The sequence below is a fragment of the Neptunomonas sp. genome, from assembly GCF_016744175.1.
GTDB lineage: Bacteria > Pseudomonadota > Gammaproteobacteria > Pseudomonadales > Balneatricaceae > Neptunomonas.
The window spans coordinates 40,185-56,556 of the sequence record NZ_JADGEV010000018.1; the positions used below are offsets into that span (position 1 = coordinate 40,185).

A 16,372-nucleotide genomic window follows, 5' to 3' on the forward strand; every position below is an offset into this window, starting at 1 on the left:
ATTTTTAGACCTTTTGTATCAGGCCTTGGTTTCATTTTAGTTTAAGTTATCTTCTAACGACTGTATGAAAACACGTAGAAAACGAGCAGCTTCGCCTCCTGTAGCTACCCGATGATCAAAAGTTAGAGAGATAGGTAATATCTTTCCAATGGCTAATTTTTTATTTTTTATTACGGCTTCTTCACGGATAACACCTGCTCCGATAATCGCTACCTGCGGCGGTACAATAATAGGTGTTGCGTACCGGCCAGCCATGGTTCCAAAGTTGGTTAATGTAATGGTTGCACCTTGTAGCTCTGCTGCAGGTATCGTCCTGGCTGAAACATCATCGCGTAACTTATTCAGTCCTTCTCGCAATGCCGTTTCTGAGCGGCCTGCAATATCTCTTAATACAGGCACAAACAAGCCTTTATCAGTATCAACAGCAACACCGAGGTCGATATGTTGGTGTTGGCGTAGTGTTAGTTGTTGGCCATCAAACCAGCTGTTAATAATAGGCTCTTTTTGACAGGCCGCAGCAATCGCCTGAATAAGGCGCATCATGATGTCTGTCTTATCGGGCCAATGGCTAATATGAGCATCTTCAAAAAGAGACACGGGCACTACTTGGGCATGTGCCTGGCTCATATTAATAGCCATATGTTTGCGTACACCTTTTAAGCGTTCAGGTGCGCCAAAAGCTTTATTGAAACGAGCGGCGTGCTCTACATCATGCGTATTTATCGCGCCCTGCTGACCTGAACCTTGTATGGTATCAAGATCAATATCCAAGCGATTAGCGAGTGCTCTCACTGCTGGAGTAGCTCGCTGCTGCCTATGAGCAAGAGAACTTGGCGATGCCCCAATAATAAATGAATCCTCCTGACTCGCTGCTTCTGCAGTCACCAGCGAGCCAACAACTGTGCCGCTGTCTTCTTCCTCATCATCAGTAATAAACTCGACCAAGGGTTCGCCTGTATGAACTGTATCGCCTTGCGCACCAAAAAGGTGAGCTATCACTCCAGACTGCGGAGAGGGGACTTCAATCACTGCTTTAGCTGTTTCAACAGAAACCAATAACTGGTCTTCAGCAATGTGGTCACCTTCGTTGACATGCCATTCTAAAATATCTGCTTCTGGTAGCCCTTCACCTAGATCTGGTAGCTTGAAGTATTTCATATTAATCGAACTCCATAGTGCGCTTTGCGGCGTCGATGATCTGGTCTGTTTGCGGCATGTATTGGTTCTCTAATCGAAAATACGGCATGACGGTATCGTAGCCACCCACGCGCGCGATAGGTGCTCGTAGGTCTAATAACGCTTCGCACGCTAATATACTGGCGATTTCTGAGCCTACTGAGCAGTTCAGCGGAGCTTCTTGGATAATGACGCACCGACCCGTTTTGCCGACAGATGCGAGAATGGTTTCCCTATCGAGAGGGTTCATAGTAGCAACATCGATCACTTCACACTGAATACCTTCTTCTGCTAATAGGCTCGCGGCTTCTAAGGTTTCTTTAATCATAGAACCCCAGCTGATAAGGCTAATATCATTGCCCTCCCTGAGCGTGAAACACGTATCTAATGGAAGTGTGTGCCCATTATCTTCTACGATCTGATTCTGGCTACGGTAAATGCGTTTTGGTTCTAGGAATATGACAGGATCAGGATTTTGTATTGCAGATAATAGCAATCCGTAAGCGCGTTGAGGCGATGATGGGATGACTACTCTTAAGCCTGGTATTTGAGCAAAGATAGCTTCGGTGCTTTCAGAGTGATGCTCTGGCGCATGAATACCGCCACCATAGGGTGCGCGAATAACGAGAGGGCAGCTTAATCTTCCGCGAGTTCTATTTCGTAATCTGGCGGCGTGGCAAACAATGTGCTCCATTGCAGGGAAAATAAATCCCATGAATTGAATTTCTGCAATCGGTTTTAATCCTTGAGCGGCCATGCCTATTGAAAGTCCTGCAATCATATTTTCAGCGAGGGGGGTATCCATCACACGCTTAATGCCGAAGTTCTCTTTTAGACCAACAGTGGCGCGGAAAACCCCGCCGTTAGTACCGACATCTTCCCCAAGTACAATGACATCGTTATCATTTCTCATGGCGTGGTGTAACGCCAAATTGATCGCTTCCACCATGCATATAGCTTCTTGACCACTCATGATGATGCCTCCTTTTCACTGCGCGAAATGGCAGCTTCGCGTTGCTTCTTAAGCTGTAAAGGCAGTTCTGCATAGAGATAGTCGAACATGGAGCTGACGGGTTGAGGGGGGGTGTCCAAATACTGATCAACAGCATCTTGGATAAGCGCAGATGAGTGCTGTAGCCACTGAGTTTCATCACTTTCATGCCACCATCCTTGGCCATGTAAATAATTACGTAAGCGTTTAATGGGTTCTTTATCCCAGCCCATTTTTAAAGCATCTGGATGACGGTACCGGGTCGCGTCGTCTGCTGTGGTATGGTCGGATAAACGATAGCTAACCGCTTCAATAAGAGTAGGCCCTTTACCTTCACGTGCTCGTTGTAGTGCTTGTTCCACACTTTGGTGAAGAGCAACAACATCATTGCCATCTACTTGCTCGCCACGAATGCCCGCAGCGAGAGCTTTTTGAGCAAGTGTCGGGGCAATAGATTGCAATGCGCGAGGAACAGAAATAGCCCATTGGTTATTGTTGATGATAAACACCACAGGTAACTGCCAGACTCCCGCAACGTTTAACGCTTCCATGAAATCGCCCTTGGAAGTAGCGCCATCACCGAGTATAGAAACAGTAGCGCGCTGCTGATTCCGTATTTTTATAGCGCTGGCAATACCACATGCATGAAGGCATTGTGTGGCGATGGGCACGCAGTTTGGAAAGTCTTCCCTTTGTGCTGGCGAACTGTTACCTCTTTCGTCTCCCCCCCAGTAGAGTAAAATTTCAGATAATTTCATACCGCGGACCATCTGCATGGCATGATTACGATAGTAAGGCACTAAAACATCTTCTTTATGCATCAAGGATGCAATGACAATATCTATGGCCTCACAACCTGCCGAAGAAGCGTAGGTGCCCAGTTGTCCGGTCCGCTGTAAAGCGATGGCCTTATTATCGAACTGTCGGGCAATGACCATTTGTTGGTAATAATGAACTAACACTTTATCAACGAGAGCCCACTCAGGTAATGGATTAACAACCTCGCTTTGTTCATTGATGAACTGTGTGAAAGAAATGCTCCCTTCATAAGAAATGTTCATAAGTTAGCCCTCGTATCTGAGTGAGTGGGTGAGGCTGCATTATTTAAAATAGCTTCGGCTTTTTGATTGGCTAGGGCGAAAGGTGGAATGGAGCTGGACTGAGAGGTTGAAAAAAAATTTGTCAGTGTTTTGCCGATATTTGCCACTTGATGGTGAATTGTTTGTTGGTCTTCACTTGCATGAGTCAGGGCAACAAAAATCAAGCCTCCACTGTTGACGACATAATCTGGCAAATAAAGGATATCGCGCTGGTGGAGTGCATAACCATCCTTGGGGCTGAGAAGTTGGTTGTTGGCGGAGCCCGCTATAATTTGTGCTTTGATAGAACCTATCGTTTTTTCATTAAGGACTTCGCCTAAGCCACAAGGACAAAAGATATCAACATCCGCAGCGTATATATCGTCAGGTGAAACTGCTTTTGCATTGAATTCCTCTAAAGCGGCTTTAATCAGATCATTATTAATGTCGGTTACTGTTAGGTGTGCGCCTTCAAGCGATAAATGTGAAGCAACAGCCATACCTACATGTCCAAGCCCTTGAATAGAAATGCGAATGCCTTCTAAATTATTTTTTCCAAATAAGTGTTTTACTGCTGATTTCATGCCCTCGATTACACCTAGTGCGGTATAAGGTGAAGGGTCCCCCGAGGTGCTTGTACATGTTACCCAGCGAGTGCTTTTGGCTATTTCATCCATATCGGAAGTAAGTGTGCCACTATCCATGGCGGTGATATAACGCCCCTGGAGTTGTTCGATACACTGGCCAAAGGAGCGCATTAAAACCTGACGATCAAAGGCATTATCGGGTAGCATGATGACTGATTTTCCACCGCCGTGTGGTAAGCCCGCTAAGGCTGCTTTGTAACTCATGCCTTTTGCCAGTTGGAGGGCGTCTTTAATTGCATCCTTACTGTTGGAGTAAGGAAGAAAGCGGCACCCGCCAATTGCAGGGCCCAGCGTTGTTGAATGGATGGCAATGACCGCTTTTAGGCTACTTGCCTTGTCATGATATAAATGCAGATCAGAAGTGCCTGCGTATTCCATCTGGGTAAACATAACGGGATCCTCCGTTCTTGTTGACTGTGGAAATCAGGTTGTTTAATGCACTCATTTTTTTAAAAGGGTTATTATCTGGATAGCACAGTTTGGAAGAAAGTTCCGCCAGTTTTTAATTCTTTTGGTTTTACAAAGAGGTTTATTTTGCGGCGCAAAAAAGTTTGCAAACTGGCGAATCATGTAAGCTAGTTCAAGAATATGCAGAGTTGTTCGTATAATTATTGTGCAATGAAGCAAATAAAAAAAATTAAACACATTAAATGGAATTTTTAAGTATTTTGGTTGTTAAAGTAGAGTTGCAATAAATAAAAATATATATAATCGGTTGTACTAGAATATAAATGGTACATTATGGATTATTAATTTCTTTCAGACCAAAGTGATTCGGGTTATTCATGCGCAAGCTTAAAAAAATTGTCCTTAGTTCATTTTTATGCTGCTCCTTTTCGTTGCAAGCTGCATCAGATTATGGCATTTCAGAGGGGAATGAAGAACTCCTACTGAAGGGTTTGGATTCCTTAGCTTCTCAGCAATTTGATACGGCGTTATCTCAGTTTAAGGAATTGACGACCAAGCGACCAGATTTTCGCTTGGCTCAGCTAGTTTATGCTGATTTGATGGCATCTCAAGCTAATCCGTTAGGCCAAATTGGTAGTGAAAGAAGTCAGCGAAAAAAAGAGATAAATGGGCTTATTGATGAAGCGCGTGCTCGATTATTGATTAGCAAAGATAAACCTCAATCTGGATTGATACCAAGCAGTCTGATTAAAATGAGTAAGGATCAGAAGTATCTGATCGGAATAGATACAAAATTTTCTCGATTATTTGTTTTTGAAAACCGTAAAGGAGTGCCAACACTCATAAAAGACTATTACGCATCATATGGTCGAGGTGGAACGGAAAAACAGAAAAGAGGGGATTTGAAAACACCGCTAGGTGTTTACTTTGTAACGAATCGTTTTTTCGATGATCGGCTTCCTGAGCGCTATGGGTCAGGGGCTTTGCCTATTAACTACCCAAATGTCTGGGATTCTCGTAAAGGCCGTACAGGCAGCGGAATATGGGTTCATGGTTCTCCTGTGGACACATATAGCCGACCTCCTAAAGCCAGCGAAGGCTGTATCTCTTTAACAAATCCAGATTTTATTGATCTTGATAAATTGATTGATATAAAAAATACACCAGTGCTTATTGGTAGTGGTTTTGATTGGATAGATCAAAAAAGCTGGGTGGCGCAACAGAATACAATTCAAAAAAATATAGAACAATGGCGTGTTGATTGGGAAAGCCAAGAGCATAGTCGCTATATTACTCATTACTCCAAAAAGTATCGTGATGGTGAACGAGATTACCAAGCATTCTCTGAGTATAAGGAACGCGTCAATTCTAGTAAGGAATTCATTAAAATTGACCTGAAAGACATGAGTCTTTTTCGTTACCCAAATGACCCTAGTTTAATGGTAGCCACTTTCAATCAAGATTATGAATCAAATAATTATGCAGGTGAGTCTATTAAACGACAATACTGGGTGAAAGAGGATGGTCAATGGAAGATTGCCTATGAAGGCGCGCCTTCTAAAGGGAAGCCATAAGAAGCACTCTGTTGTTAGAACCATCATTCTGTATGCTAGAGATATGAATGACACGAGGATCAGTTTTCAATCCAAATTACCGCCGCTCAGCTGAGTCATCAGCAAGGGATGAGTCAAGAGCTCAGTGGTTGGTGCAGGCTCTACCTGACTTTGGTCTGGTCCAATTAACAGGCAGTGGGTCTGACGCAATACAATTAGCGTTTGAGCGTAAAGTTGAAGGAACGGTAGTCTATTGGCATTCTTCAAGCCAGTACGCCAGCTTTGCTGAACTATTAGTTGATGCACTAAATATCTCGACGACTGACCATGCTGTTCTCCAGCATAGCCTTAGGAAGTGGTCTGAAAGAGGGGAGGTACTTTGGGTTATTGCTGACGGAGAAAAGCTTCCAGTTGATCTTCTCATGCAAATACAAAGGTATGCTCCTGTATCAAAGGCAGGCCAGTTTTCTGTTCGAGTATTACTGAAAATATCTGATACTACACTTCATTCTGTGTCATATAAGCCTCTTCTTAGCGTGGTCCATGAGCGTGTAGGCAGTTTAGTCTCAATCTCTGGTTCTCACTCTGATCAATCTGCATTGTCGCGCTATAAAATACCTGCACTATGTTTTGCTGGCAGCATCATGATGACAGGCATGCTGTCATTGGCGATGCTGGAAAAGTTTTCGTCAACGCCAACGCCATTCGATGTTACTGAAGCGAAGGCTAAAGCTATAGAGCAGACTGTGAAGAGTGAATCATTCGAACAAGGAAGTACTGTCGATGCATTTGAAATTGTGTCGGTGAATGAAACTACACAGCTGAATGAAGTGATTAATGAGTGGTCTACTGCATGGCAGGTACAAAACATTGATAAGTACTTTTCGATGTATGCTCAAGGGTATTCTGCGTACAAAAGTATGTTGCCAAGAGAGTGGCGTCGGTGGCGTAAAAAAAGGTTAAAGCAGCCTACGTGGATTAGTATTGAAGTTGGCCCTGTGCAGCTGGAACGGGTAAATGAAGTAGAAATACATGCAAGGTTCTGGCAGCTATATCGCTCTGATGGGTATCAAGATAATACTTTCAAAATACTGTCGTTCAGAAAAGAAGGCGGTACTTGGAAAATAATAGGCGAAACTAATCAGGAAGTTCGCCTATTATCAAAAGAGTGACGTTCTACTAAAGAGAACGCTCTTCTTTAATTTTCCACGCATTGTTCACGCGCGTTAACATTACTTGTTTTGTAGACGAGTCTTTAAATGTATTAGATTGGTAGGACTGTTTAAAAGTCACTTTGGCCGTGCTTGCATTTATGATGCTAGTACGGATGTTACCTAGTTTAACCTTGATGAAAGTAGGCTTCGTTAGGCGTTGATTACGCTGTGACTTCCACGACTTATTTGTTAAGCCATTTAACGGACGATAGCCTGTAGTGTAAGCATTCAAGTAGCCCGAAACGTTTTGCTCAGACCATGCTGTAGCCCAGTTTGTGACATGGTTTGCCGCTTCTTTCGCTAACTGGTTTGTGTTGATGGGTTTTGTTTTGGCTGGAGTAGAGGCTTCAACTACGACTAGTTTTTTTATAGGTTTAACTGCTACTTTGGCAATAACCGGCTTGGGTTGTTTAGGTATTTTAATAACAGGCTTGCTAATAGCCGGTTTTGTAACGATTGGCTTTTTAGGTGTGGGTTGTACAAGTGCAACCGTTGGTTGGCTAACCGGTGCTTTTTTTGTAGAAGTTGTCGTACTGCTGGCCAAAATAGCACTCGGTTGATAGTTCAATTCTGGGGCATTGTTGTTTGAAGTCCGGCGTAACATGACTAACTGAGGAGCAGTATTTGTCTCATTTAAGTCTAGTGCGCGATTGTAAGCCTGTGAAGCAACGGTCGCATATAATTCACGTAAGTTTTGGTGTACTTGAGCGTACGTAGGGTGCGTGCTGAACGCTTGTAATAAAGTTTCTATGGCTTTGCCATAGTCTCCTTGCCCTGAGTATAGAACAGCAAGGTTATTGTAGAGTTCTGGTGAACTTGGGTAGCGTGCAATGGTATTTTTTAGAAGTGCTTCGGCTTCTTTAAATTGCCCCATGTTATTCAATACAAGGCTTTTTGTAAGTTTGCCTTCAAGACTGTTGGGGTGGGTTGCCAAAAAGCTGTTAATTGCGGACATAGCTGCGCGATGGTTTTTTTCGCGCGACATTGTCTCTATGCGCATCAATTCAGGATCAGTGGCAGATGGGCTTCTTACAGCAAGAGTTTTTTGTGTTGTTAGAGAAGACTGGTTAGCGAGTGTTTTAGTAGATGCTGATGGCCCTTGCTCTTGCTGAAGCCATGCTTTTATCTCGGCCAGCTTGCCTTCCATCCATGCTTCATCGGTGGATGGTAATGCTCTTACATTGATCATCTTTTTATCAGGAACTTGTTTGTCCTGATCGCAGGTGTAGTCAGTGCTGAAGCCGCCATTACGGCAGTACTCGCTGTTGTTGGCTTCTCGGCTATCCGCACTGCAACCAGTGGTTGCCATACTGGCAGCAATAAATAGAGCAATAGGTGTTAGTTTAATATCCATGAATCGCTGTTTAGTCCGCTGATGAATTCGCTTGCTGTTTGTGTCAATAATGAAAAACCCAAATAACTGACATGCTTTTTTTATTGATTATAACCTGAATATTCAGTTGATGCGTAGCGTCTGAAAGTGCAGACAATTTTGGCTTAACTGGTTGTTAATTCCGGTAAAATATAAGTGCAAAAAAGCCACTCGTAAGTGGCTTTATATAGAGCGAACTATGATTGCTCTCTGGCAATGGCTCGGTATGCAATATCTGTTCTAAAATAAGCATCTTTCCAGCTGACTTTTTCTAGTAGCTGATAAGCGCGTTGTTGAGCTTGGGTAACACTATCACCTAACGCAGTGACGCATAGTACACGCCCACCTGCCGTTACAACATTACCGTCGAGTTCTTTAGTGCCAGCATGGAAGATTTTAGTTCCTTCAGGAGTAGAAGACGGTAGTGAAATAACATCACCTTTTTTGTAGTCAGCAGGGTAACCACCGGCTGCCATTACAACGCCTACTGCACTTCGTTGATCCCAGTCTGCGGTTGTAGTATCGAGCTTTTTAGCTAAAGCGGCCTGACATAATTCAACAATGCTACTTTTTAGACGAAGCATAATGGGTTGTGTTTCTGGATCACCAAAACGACAGTTGTACTCAATGACTTTAGGTGTGCCGTCTGCCATGATCATTAAACCAGCGTAAAGAAAGCCAGTGTACTCATTTCCTTCTGCCTTCATGCCGTTAACCGTTGGCATGATAACTTCATCCATAACGCGTTGATGGATATCTGGCGTGACCACTGGAGCAGGTGAGTATGCACCCATGCCGCCTGTGTTGGGGCCAGTATCAGCATTTCCCACACGTTTATGGTCTTGGCTGGTGGCCATACTAAGTACGTTGTCGCCATCAACCATAACGATGAAAGAGGCTTCTTCACCATCAAGAAACTCTTCAATAACTACACGGCTGCCGGCATCTCCGAATACGTTATCGGCTAGCATATCGCGAATAGCGGCTTCAGCTTCATCTAATGTCATCGCAACGATAACACCTTTACCAGCGGCTAAGCCGTCAGCTTTAATAACAATCGGAGCGCCTTTTACACGAACATAAGCAAGAGCAGGCTCGATTTCAGTAAAGTTCTGATACCAGCCAGTAGGGATTACATGACGAGCTAAGAAGTCTTTTGTGAAAGCTTTAGAGCCTTCAAGTTGCGCAGCGCCTGCTGTTGGGCCAAAAATAGCTAAACCTGCATCGCGGAAACTATCAACAACTCCGGCAACCAATGGTGCTTCAGGGCCAACAATGGTGAGGTCAATCGCATTGCTTTTAGCAAATGTGATCAAACCATCAATGTCCATCACATCAATAGCAACATTATTCATTTTGTCTTCTAAAGCGGTTGCCGCGTTACCTGGAGCAATAAAAACATCGCTCACTTGGGTGTCTTTTGCTGCAGACCAAGCCAGTGCATGTTCACGCCCGCCAGAACCAATAATCAATACTTTCATCTGAATCTACTCTTGTTTACTTGTGCAGCTCGAAAGCTGCACTGACGTTAACGATTAATGGCGAAAGTGACGCATGCCAGTAAAGACCATTGCCATGCCAGCTTCATTGGCAGCATCAATAACTTCTTGATCGCGCATTGAACCACCTGGCTGAATAACTGCTTTAATACCTGCAGCTGCAGCGGCATCGATGCCGTCTCTGAATGGGAAAAATGCATCAGACGCCATAACGGAACCTTTAACTTCCAAGCCTTCGTCTGCTGCTTTTATGCCTGCGATTTTGGCGCTATATACGCGGCTCATTTGGCCCGCGCCTATACCGATCGTTTGGCCATTTTTGGCGTATACGATGGCGTTTGATTTAACAAACTTGGCAACTTCCCAGCAGAATAATAGGTCGCGAATCTCTTGTTCAGAAGGAGCAACTTCAGTAACAATTTTTAATTCAGAAGCGTTAACCATACCCATGTCGCGGTCTTGGACAAGTAGGCCGCCATTAACGCGTTTGTAATCAAATCCATGTGAACGCTCAGAGTCCCATTCGCCACATTCTAGTAAGCGAACATTCGGCTTAGCTGCGATGATATCAGATGCTGCTTGTGTCACTTTTGGCGCAATGATTACTTCTACAAACTGACGATCAACAATGGCTTGGGCAGTGGTTGCATCAAGTTCACGGTTAAAGGCAATAATGCCGCCAAATGCCGATGTTGGGTCTGTCTGGAAAGCAAGGTTATATGCGCTTAGAAGATCGATACCAACGGCAACACCGCAAGGGTTAGCATGCTTAACAATAACGCAAGCAGGCTCACGGAAAGGTTTAACACATTCAAGGGCTGCATCAGTATCGGCAACGTTATTGTAAGAAAGTGCCTTACCTTGTAGTTGGCGAGCAGTGGCTACAGAGGCTTCAACTGGGTTACTTTCAACGTAGAAGGCTGCGCGTTGGTGAGGGTTTTCACCGTATCGCATGTCCTGCGCTTTAATGAACTGAGTGTTAAATGTTCTAGGGAAAGTAGCAGGGTCTTCAATATCGTCGCTTTCAACAATAGCGCCTAGGTAATTAGCAATCATGCCATCGTATGCAGCAGTATGCTCAAATGCCTGCACGGCTAAGTCAAAACGAGTCTTGTGAGACAAGCCTTTGTTAGCAGCAAGCTCTTCAAGTACGACTTCATAGCTATTAGCGTTAACAACGATAGCAACATCTTTATGGTTTTTGGCCGCAGAGCGAACCATGGTAGGGCCGCCAATATCAATGTTCTCAATAGCAAGCGCTAGGTCGCAATCAGGGCGTGCTATGGTTTCTTGAAACGGGTAAAGGTTGACGATTACCATATCAATTGGATTGATACCGTGCTCGTTCATGATGGCGTCATCTTTACCGCGACGACCTAAAATTCCACCGTGAACTTTAGGATGCAGAGTTTTCACACGCCCATCCATCATTTCAGGAAAGCCGGTGTAGTCGGAAACTTCAACCGCAGGAATTTGGTTGTCACACAGAAGTTTGTATGTTCCGCCTGTCGAAAGGATTTCTACGCCTTGTGCTTGTAGTGCGCGTGCGAACTCAATGATTCCGGTTTTATCTGAGACACTAATCAGTGCTCGACGGATAGGTGTGTAGTTTTGCTCAGCCATTGGTAATGTCACTATCGTTGGAAATGAAAAAAATTACAGTAAGCCGTATTGTTTCAGCTTCTTGCGAAGAGTACCGCGGTTAAGACCGAGTAACTCAGAGGCTTTTGTCTGATTGTCTTTGGTATATGCCATCACTGTTTCAAATAATGGAGCTTCGATTTCGGCTAATACCATTTGGTAAACATCAGTAACAGGTTGGCCATCTAACTGTTTAAAGTAATGCCCCAGCGATGTATGAACGCTGTCACGTAATGTTTGGTGTTGTGTCTCTTCCTGAGATCCGGTTGTTCTGGTAAAAGCTATTGTTGAGTTTTCTTTAATATCCACAGTACTTATATACCCTATACCCATTGACTTGAATCAGGCAGCAGCAATTGTCACATGAGCCTGTTTAAAATATTGCTCGATAGCGGCTACCTGTTCGACTGCTGATTCCAGTTGGTTGAAGTGAGCGCGAAAAGATACGCCTTTTGGCTGATGATGCAAGTACCAACCAACGTGTTTACGGGCTATCCTGACGCCTAAATATTCACCATAAAATTGATGTAAAGCGGCTAAATGCGAAAGAAGAGTGTTTCGAACTTCTTGTAGAGCAGGCTTCTCTAATCGTTTGTTATGGCGGAGATAATGATCGATCTCCTTAAAAATCCATGGGTTCCCTTGTGCTGTTCTGCCAATCATAACGGCATCAGCACCGGTATAACTCAATACTTCTTTTGCTTTTTCAGGGGAAGAAATATCACCATTTGCAAACAGAGGTATTTCAATAATTTTTCTAACATTTGCTATTGTGTCGTACTCCGCTTCACCTTTGTACCCACATGCTCTGGTTCTTCCGTGAATAGCAAGTGCTTGGATGCCAGTGTCTTCAGCCATTCGTGCGACCGTTTCGGCATTCTTTTGATCAGTAGACCAGCCAGTACGAATTTTAAGTGTTACTGGAATATCCACAGCACCTACAACGGCTTGTAAGATAGAAAGCACTAACGGCTCATCTTTTAATAAGGCAGATCCCGCCGCTTTATTGCAGACTTTTTTGGCTGGGCAGCCCATATTGATGTCAATAATTTGAGCCCCGCGCTCTGCATTCATGCGGGCAGCTTCTGCCATCATGAGAGGGTCGCCACCGGCAATTTGTACTGAACGAGGTTCATCTTCGCCGGTATGGTTTAGCCGGTTAACTGATTTGCGGCTATTCCATAAGCGCGTATCAGAGGTCACCATTTCGGATACAACAAGACCCGCACCTAGACGACGGCATAGCTGTCGAAAGGGTTGGTCAGTAACGCCAGCCATAGGGGCAAGTATTACTTGGCTGTCGATGTTGTAGGGACCAATTTGGAACATGACATGCCTTAGTTGTCAGAAACAATAGTTAACCACTCTCCATAAAGGACAGTGAAAATGTTTATTCAAGGGAAGGGCGTAATGATACTCCATTTGCGCCTGAGGCTCCAAGACGTTTTGATGATTTTTTGATCATGTAGGTTTTTTAGAGCGAAGTAGTTTTAGTCGAAAATCATGTTCAATTGGTAGCCAACGGCTCGGCGACCGGGTGCCATTAAATCTATCTGTATTTGAATGGGTTGGTTACTTGGCATCAGCTGATTTGGAAATAAAGCAGTATTTACATATTCTTCTGCGGTTAAGGTTCGTTGTGAGGTTGTGCGGCCCTTTAAATCGGTAAAAAGTATTTGTAAGCCTGGAAAAGGCTGGGGGAAGTGTGCCGCATTTTCTAGTAACAGTGACACCCTGATAGCATCTACAAATTCTTCATGTGGCTGAATAATAAATTTTTTGTTTAGGATGAGCTGAGAAGCTTTCTTTTCGGGTAATGGTAAGTTAGCAAGTTCATATAGTGTTGAGTATACGGGCCTTAGTAAGTTGTGCTGAGCCCACTGCTCTTGTTTAAACCATAATGTTTGGGCTATCAAAAGGGCAATAAGTACTGAAATGCAAGTATAGGAAATATACCCCAGTGCCGTGGATGAAGTCGGTGGCGTGGCGGGTAGAATATCAGATGCCAGATCCGCTTCTGGGATATTGAGTAATTCACTGCGTATAGGTTTTTGTCGTAATAACTGCTGGCTTTTAACAGGTTGATTATTTTGTGCGACAGTGGGTATCGTACTCGTCACTTTAGAAGGAGTACTCGCTTTAGGTTTGTTGGCGGTGTTTATTGGTGTCGCATTAAAAACATGTAAGCAACTGCCGCAGCGTACCATTCCGGCAGCTACTTTAAGCTGCCCGGTGGTAACATTGAAGTGTGTATTGCACGCCGGGCAGCAGGTTTTTATAGATTTTTCATTCATCGCTTCCTGCCAGTAATACGAATCCATTCCTCACGTTCGGTAACAGGGTCTAAATCAAACCATTCACCGTATGTGTTTTGTATCTCTTCGGCTTGCTGCTTTAGTAAGCCGGATAATGCGATGAGTCCACCTTGGCGAACACGCTGGGCTAATACGGGCGCTAGTGACGTCAGTGGGCCGGCTAAAATATTAGCGACCAATACATCTGTTTCAATTAATGGAGCATTTTCCGGCAAGTAAACATCCATGAGCTTATTTGGTAGCTTGTTGCGCTGTAAGTTATCACGGGTTGCTTGTAGTGCTTGTGGATCGATATCAACTGAAGTTACGTGTGTCGCACCTAATAAGAGTGATGCGATTCCTAAAATTCCCGAACCGCAGCCGTAATCAGTGACTGTTTTATTATCGAGCTTCTGGCCATCTAGCCACTCGAGGCAAAGTGCAGTGGTTGGGTGAGTGCCTGTGCCGAAGGCGAGTCCTGGATCTAGCATTAGGTTAACAGCTTTAGGGTCAGGTACATCTCTCCAGCTCGGGCAGATCCATAGTCGTTTGCCGAACTGCATTGGGTGGTAGTTTTTCATCCATTCCCGCTCCCAGTCTTTATCTTCCAAGATTTCAGCCTTAAAAGGGGGGAAAGGTGAGTTGTCAAAAATCTGTTTATGCGCTTGCTGGATAAACTCTTCGGTTACTTGAAGATCATGCTCTGCAGCGAATAAACCGGTGATAGTGGTGTGCTGCCATAGAGGAGTTGTGCCTAGGTCTGGCTCAAAAATAGGCTGGTCTGCGCTGTCTTCGTAAGTGACAGCTGCGCATCCTGCAGCCAAGAGAATATCTTCGAACTGTTCTGATAATTCGGGTTTGATTTCCATTTTGAGTTGAAGCCAGGGCATAGTATCTAGAATCCTATTCGAACGGTTGGGTTAAAGTATTGCGCAAAGATTCCCTTCTGAGAACAAAAAAGCCCGCTGTGCGGGCTTTAAAAGTGACATTAGATATTTACATATCTAGTTTCTTTTCAAGATAGTGAATATTCATACCGCCTTCCATAAAGTGAGCGTCACGAACAATCTCTTGATGTAGGGCTATGTTGGTGCGAATACCTTCAATCAGCATTTCATCTAATGCATTTCTCATGCGAGTAAGGGCCGTTTCGCGGTCTTCTCCATAAGTAATGAGTTTAGCGATGAGTGAGTCGTAATGTGGAGGTACTGTATAGCCATCGTATAAATGAGAATCAACACGAACGCCATTGCCGCCAGGAGCATGGAAATGAACAACCTTACCTGGGCTTGGTAAGAATGTTTTAGCGTCTTCAGCATTGATGCGACACTCAAATGAATGTCCGCGAGCAACAATATCTTCCTGCTTATAAGAAAGCGGAAGACCTGCAGCGACACGTAGCTGTTCTTTTACGATATCAACGCCTGTAATCATCTCTGTTACAGGGTGCTCTACCTGAACACGGGTGTTCATTTCGATAAAGTAAAAGCCGCCATTCTCGTATAAGAACTCAAAAGTACCGGCGCCGCGGTAACCAATTTTGATGCATGCATCAACACAGGACTGTAAGACCTGGCGACGAGCTTCAGGGTCAATTTTAGGCGCAGGTGCTTCTTCAACAACTTTTTGGTGACGGCGCTGCATTGAGCAATCGCGATCATAAAGATGGATTGCATTGCCTTGGCCGTCAGCTAATACCTGAATTTCCACATGACGTGGATTTTCAAGAAATTTTTCCATGTAGACCGTCGGGTCGCCAAATGCAGCAGCTGCTTCAGACTGGGTCACGTGAATGGAGCTAATGAGTGAGGCTTCTGAATTCACTACGCGCATACCGCGACCACCGCCGCCTGATGCTGCTTTGATAATAACAGGGTAGCCAATACGTTTCGCTATAGCGTGAATTTTGTCGGGGTCTGTTGGCAAGGCGCCGTCAGAACCAGGAACCGTAGGTACGCCTGCTTCTCTCATGGCTGCAATGGCAGAAACCTTGTCACCCATTTTGCGAATAACGTCGCCAGTAGGGCCAATAAATACAAAGCCTGATTGCTCTACTTGGTCTGCAAATGCAGCATTCTCGGCAAGAAACCCATACCCTGGATGGATAGCGGTAGCATCAGTTACTTCTGCTGCGCTGATAATAGCAGGGATGTTTAGATAGCTTTTTGCAGAGGATGCAGGGCCAATACAAACGGCCTGGTCGGCCAGTCGTACGTGCATAAGGTCGCGATCTGGCTGAGAGTGGATAGCAACGGTTTTAATACCAAGCTCTTTACAGGCTCTCAGAATGCGCAGAGCAATTTCGCCTCGGTTGGCAATAACAACTTTTTCCAGCATCTGGTTAAGTTCCTTTAGCGATATTCGGACGATTAAACAATAGTGACCAGCGGCTGATCAAATTCTACTGGCTGACCATCTTCAATCAAGATAGCTTCAACAACACCGGACTTGTCAGCTTCAATCTGGTTCATCATTTTCATAGCTTCGACGATACAGAT

At 44.4% G+C, this 16,372-nt stretch carries 15 protein-coding genes; 2 read left to right on the forward strand and 13 right to left on the reverse strand.

All coding sequences use genetic code 11. From position 1 onward, the window contains the following. Positions 1-36: 36 nt before the first annotated feature. The 4 genes from QZZ55_RS10280 to QZZ55_RS10295 are packed head-to-tail and all read right to left on the reverse strand — an operon-like array spanning position 37 to position 4,283. Positions 37-1,158 (reverse strand): dihydrolipoamide acetyltransferase family protein, encoded by a 1,122-nt coding sequence (locus tag QZZ55_RS10280; RefSeq protein ID WP_293267236.1) that lies wholly within the window; start codon positions 1,156-1,158, stop codon positions 37-39. A gap of 1 nt (position 1,159) precedes the next feature. After that, positions 1,160-2,149, reverse strand: a complete 990-nt coding sequence (locus QZZ55_RS10285) for an alpha-ketoacid dehydrogenase subunit beta (protein ID WP_293267237.1) — start codon at positions 2,147-2,149, stop codon at positions 1,160-1,162. Next, on the reverse strand, positions 2,146-3,228 hold the full coding sequence (pdhA, locus tag QZZ55_RS10290) for a pyruvate dehydrogenase (acetyl-transferring) E1 component subunit alpha (RefSeq protein WP_293267238.1): 1,083 nt from the start codon (positions 3,226-3,228) through the stop codon (positions 2,146-2,148). The genes QZZ55_RS10285 and pdhA overlap by 4 nt, the downstream gene beginning before the upstream one ends. Further along, positions 3,225-4,283: a Glu/Leu/Phe/Val dehydrogenase dimerization domain-containing protein gene (locus tag QZZ55_RS10295; RefSeq protein ID WP_293267239.1), complete on the reverse strand. Its 1,059-nt coding sequence runs from the start codon at positions 4,281-4,283 to the stop codon at positions 3,225-3,227. The genes pdhA and QZZ55_RS10295 overlap by 4 nt, the downstream gene beginning before the upstream one ends. A gap of 395 nt (positions 4,284-4,678) precedes the next feature. Between QZZ55_RS10295 and QZZ55_RS10300 the strand changes: the two genes are divergently transcribed. Beyond that, positions 4,679-5,875, forward strand: coding sequence for a L,D-transpeptidase family protein (locus tag QZZ55_RS10300; protein WP_293267240.1), 1,197 nt, complete (start codon positions 4,679-4,681; stop codon positions 5,873-5,875). A 47-nt stretch (positions 5,876-5,922) separates the two neighbouring features. Next, positions 5,923-7,026 carry a hypothetical protein gene (locus QZZ55_RS10305; protein WP_293267241.1) on the forward strand — a complete coding sequence of 368 codons (1,104 nt, stop codon included), beginning with the start codon at positions 5,923-5,925 and terminating at the stop codon, positions 7,024-7,026. A gap of 7 nt (positions 7,027-7,033) precedes the next feature. Here the strand turns inward: QZZ55_RS10305 and QZZ55_RS10310 are convergent, their stop codons facing one another. From QZZ55_RS10310 to QZZ55_RS10350, 9 genes are all read right to left on the reverse strand, one after another. Beyond that, a complete protein-coding gene (locus QZZ55_RS10310) occupies positions 7,034-8,422 on the reverse strand; it encodes a tetratricopeptide repeat protein (RefSeq protein WP_293267242.1) in 1,389 nt (462 codons plus the stop codon). A 215-nt stretch (positions 8,423-8,637) separates the two neighbouring features. Continuing rightward, positions 8,638-9,921, reverse strand: a complete 1,284-nt coding sequence (gene purD / locus QZZ55_RS10315; RefSeq protein ID WP_293267243.1) for a phosphoribosylamine--glycine ligase — start codon at positions 9,919-9,921, stop codon at positions 8,638-8,640. Between the two features lie 54 nt (positions 9,922-9,975). Beyond that, a complete protein-coding gene (gene purH / locus QZZ55_RS10320) occupies positions 9,976-11,562 on the reverse strand; it encodes a bifunctional phosphoribosylaminoimidazolecarboxamide formyltransferase/IMP cyclohydrolase (protein ID WP_293267244.1) in 1,587 nt (528 codons plus the stop codon). A gap of 33 nt (positions 11,563-11,595) precedes the next feature. Next, positions 11,596-11,883: a DNA-binding transcriptional regulator Fis gene (gene fis / locus QZZ55_RS10325; RefSeq protein WP_293267266.1), complete on the reverse strand. Its 288-nt coding sequence runs from the start codon at positions 11,881-11,883 to the stop codon at positions 11,596-11,598. A 39-nt stretch (positions 11,884-11,922) separates the two neighbouring features. Beyond that, complete coding sequence (gene dusB / locus QZZ55_RS10330) at positions 11,923-12,909, reverse strand: tRNA dihydrouridine synthase DusB (RefSeq protein ID WP_293267245.1); 987 nt, start codon at positions 12,907-12,909, stop codon at positions 11,923-11,925. 161 nt (positions 12,910-13,070) lie between these two features. Beyond that, complete coding sequence (locus tag QZZ55_RS10335) at positions 13,071-13,874, reverse strand: zinc-ribbon and DUF3426 domain-containing protein (RefSeq protein ID WP_293267246.1); 804 nt, start codon at positions 13,872-13,874, stop codon at positions 13,071-13,073. After that, positions 13,871-14,764, reverse strand: a complete 894-nt coding sequence (gene prmA / locus QZZ55_RS10340; RefSeq protein WP_293267247.1) for a 50S ribosomal protein L11 methyltransferase — start codon at positions 14,762-14,764, stop codon at positions 13,871-13,873. Before prmA ends, QZZ55_RS10335 begins: the two co-directional genes overlap by 4 nt. A 106-nt stretch (positions 14,765-14,870) precedes the next feature. Continuing rightward, positions 14,871-16,211: an acetyl-CoA carboxylase biotin carboxylase subunit gene (gene accC, locus QZZ55_RS10345; RefSeq protein ID WP_293267248.1), complete on the reverse strand. Its 1,341-nt coding sequence runs from the start codon at positions 16,209-16,211 to the stop codon at positions 14,871-14,873. Positions 16,212-16,243: 32 nt separating this feature from the next. After that, on the reverse strand, positions 16,244-16,372 hold a 129-nt coding region (locus QZZ55_RS10350; protein ID WP_293267267.1), incomplete at its 5' end, for a biotin/lipoyl-containing protein.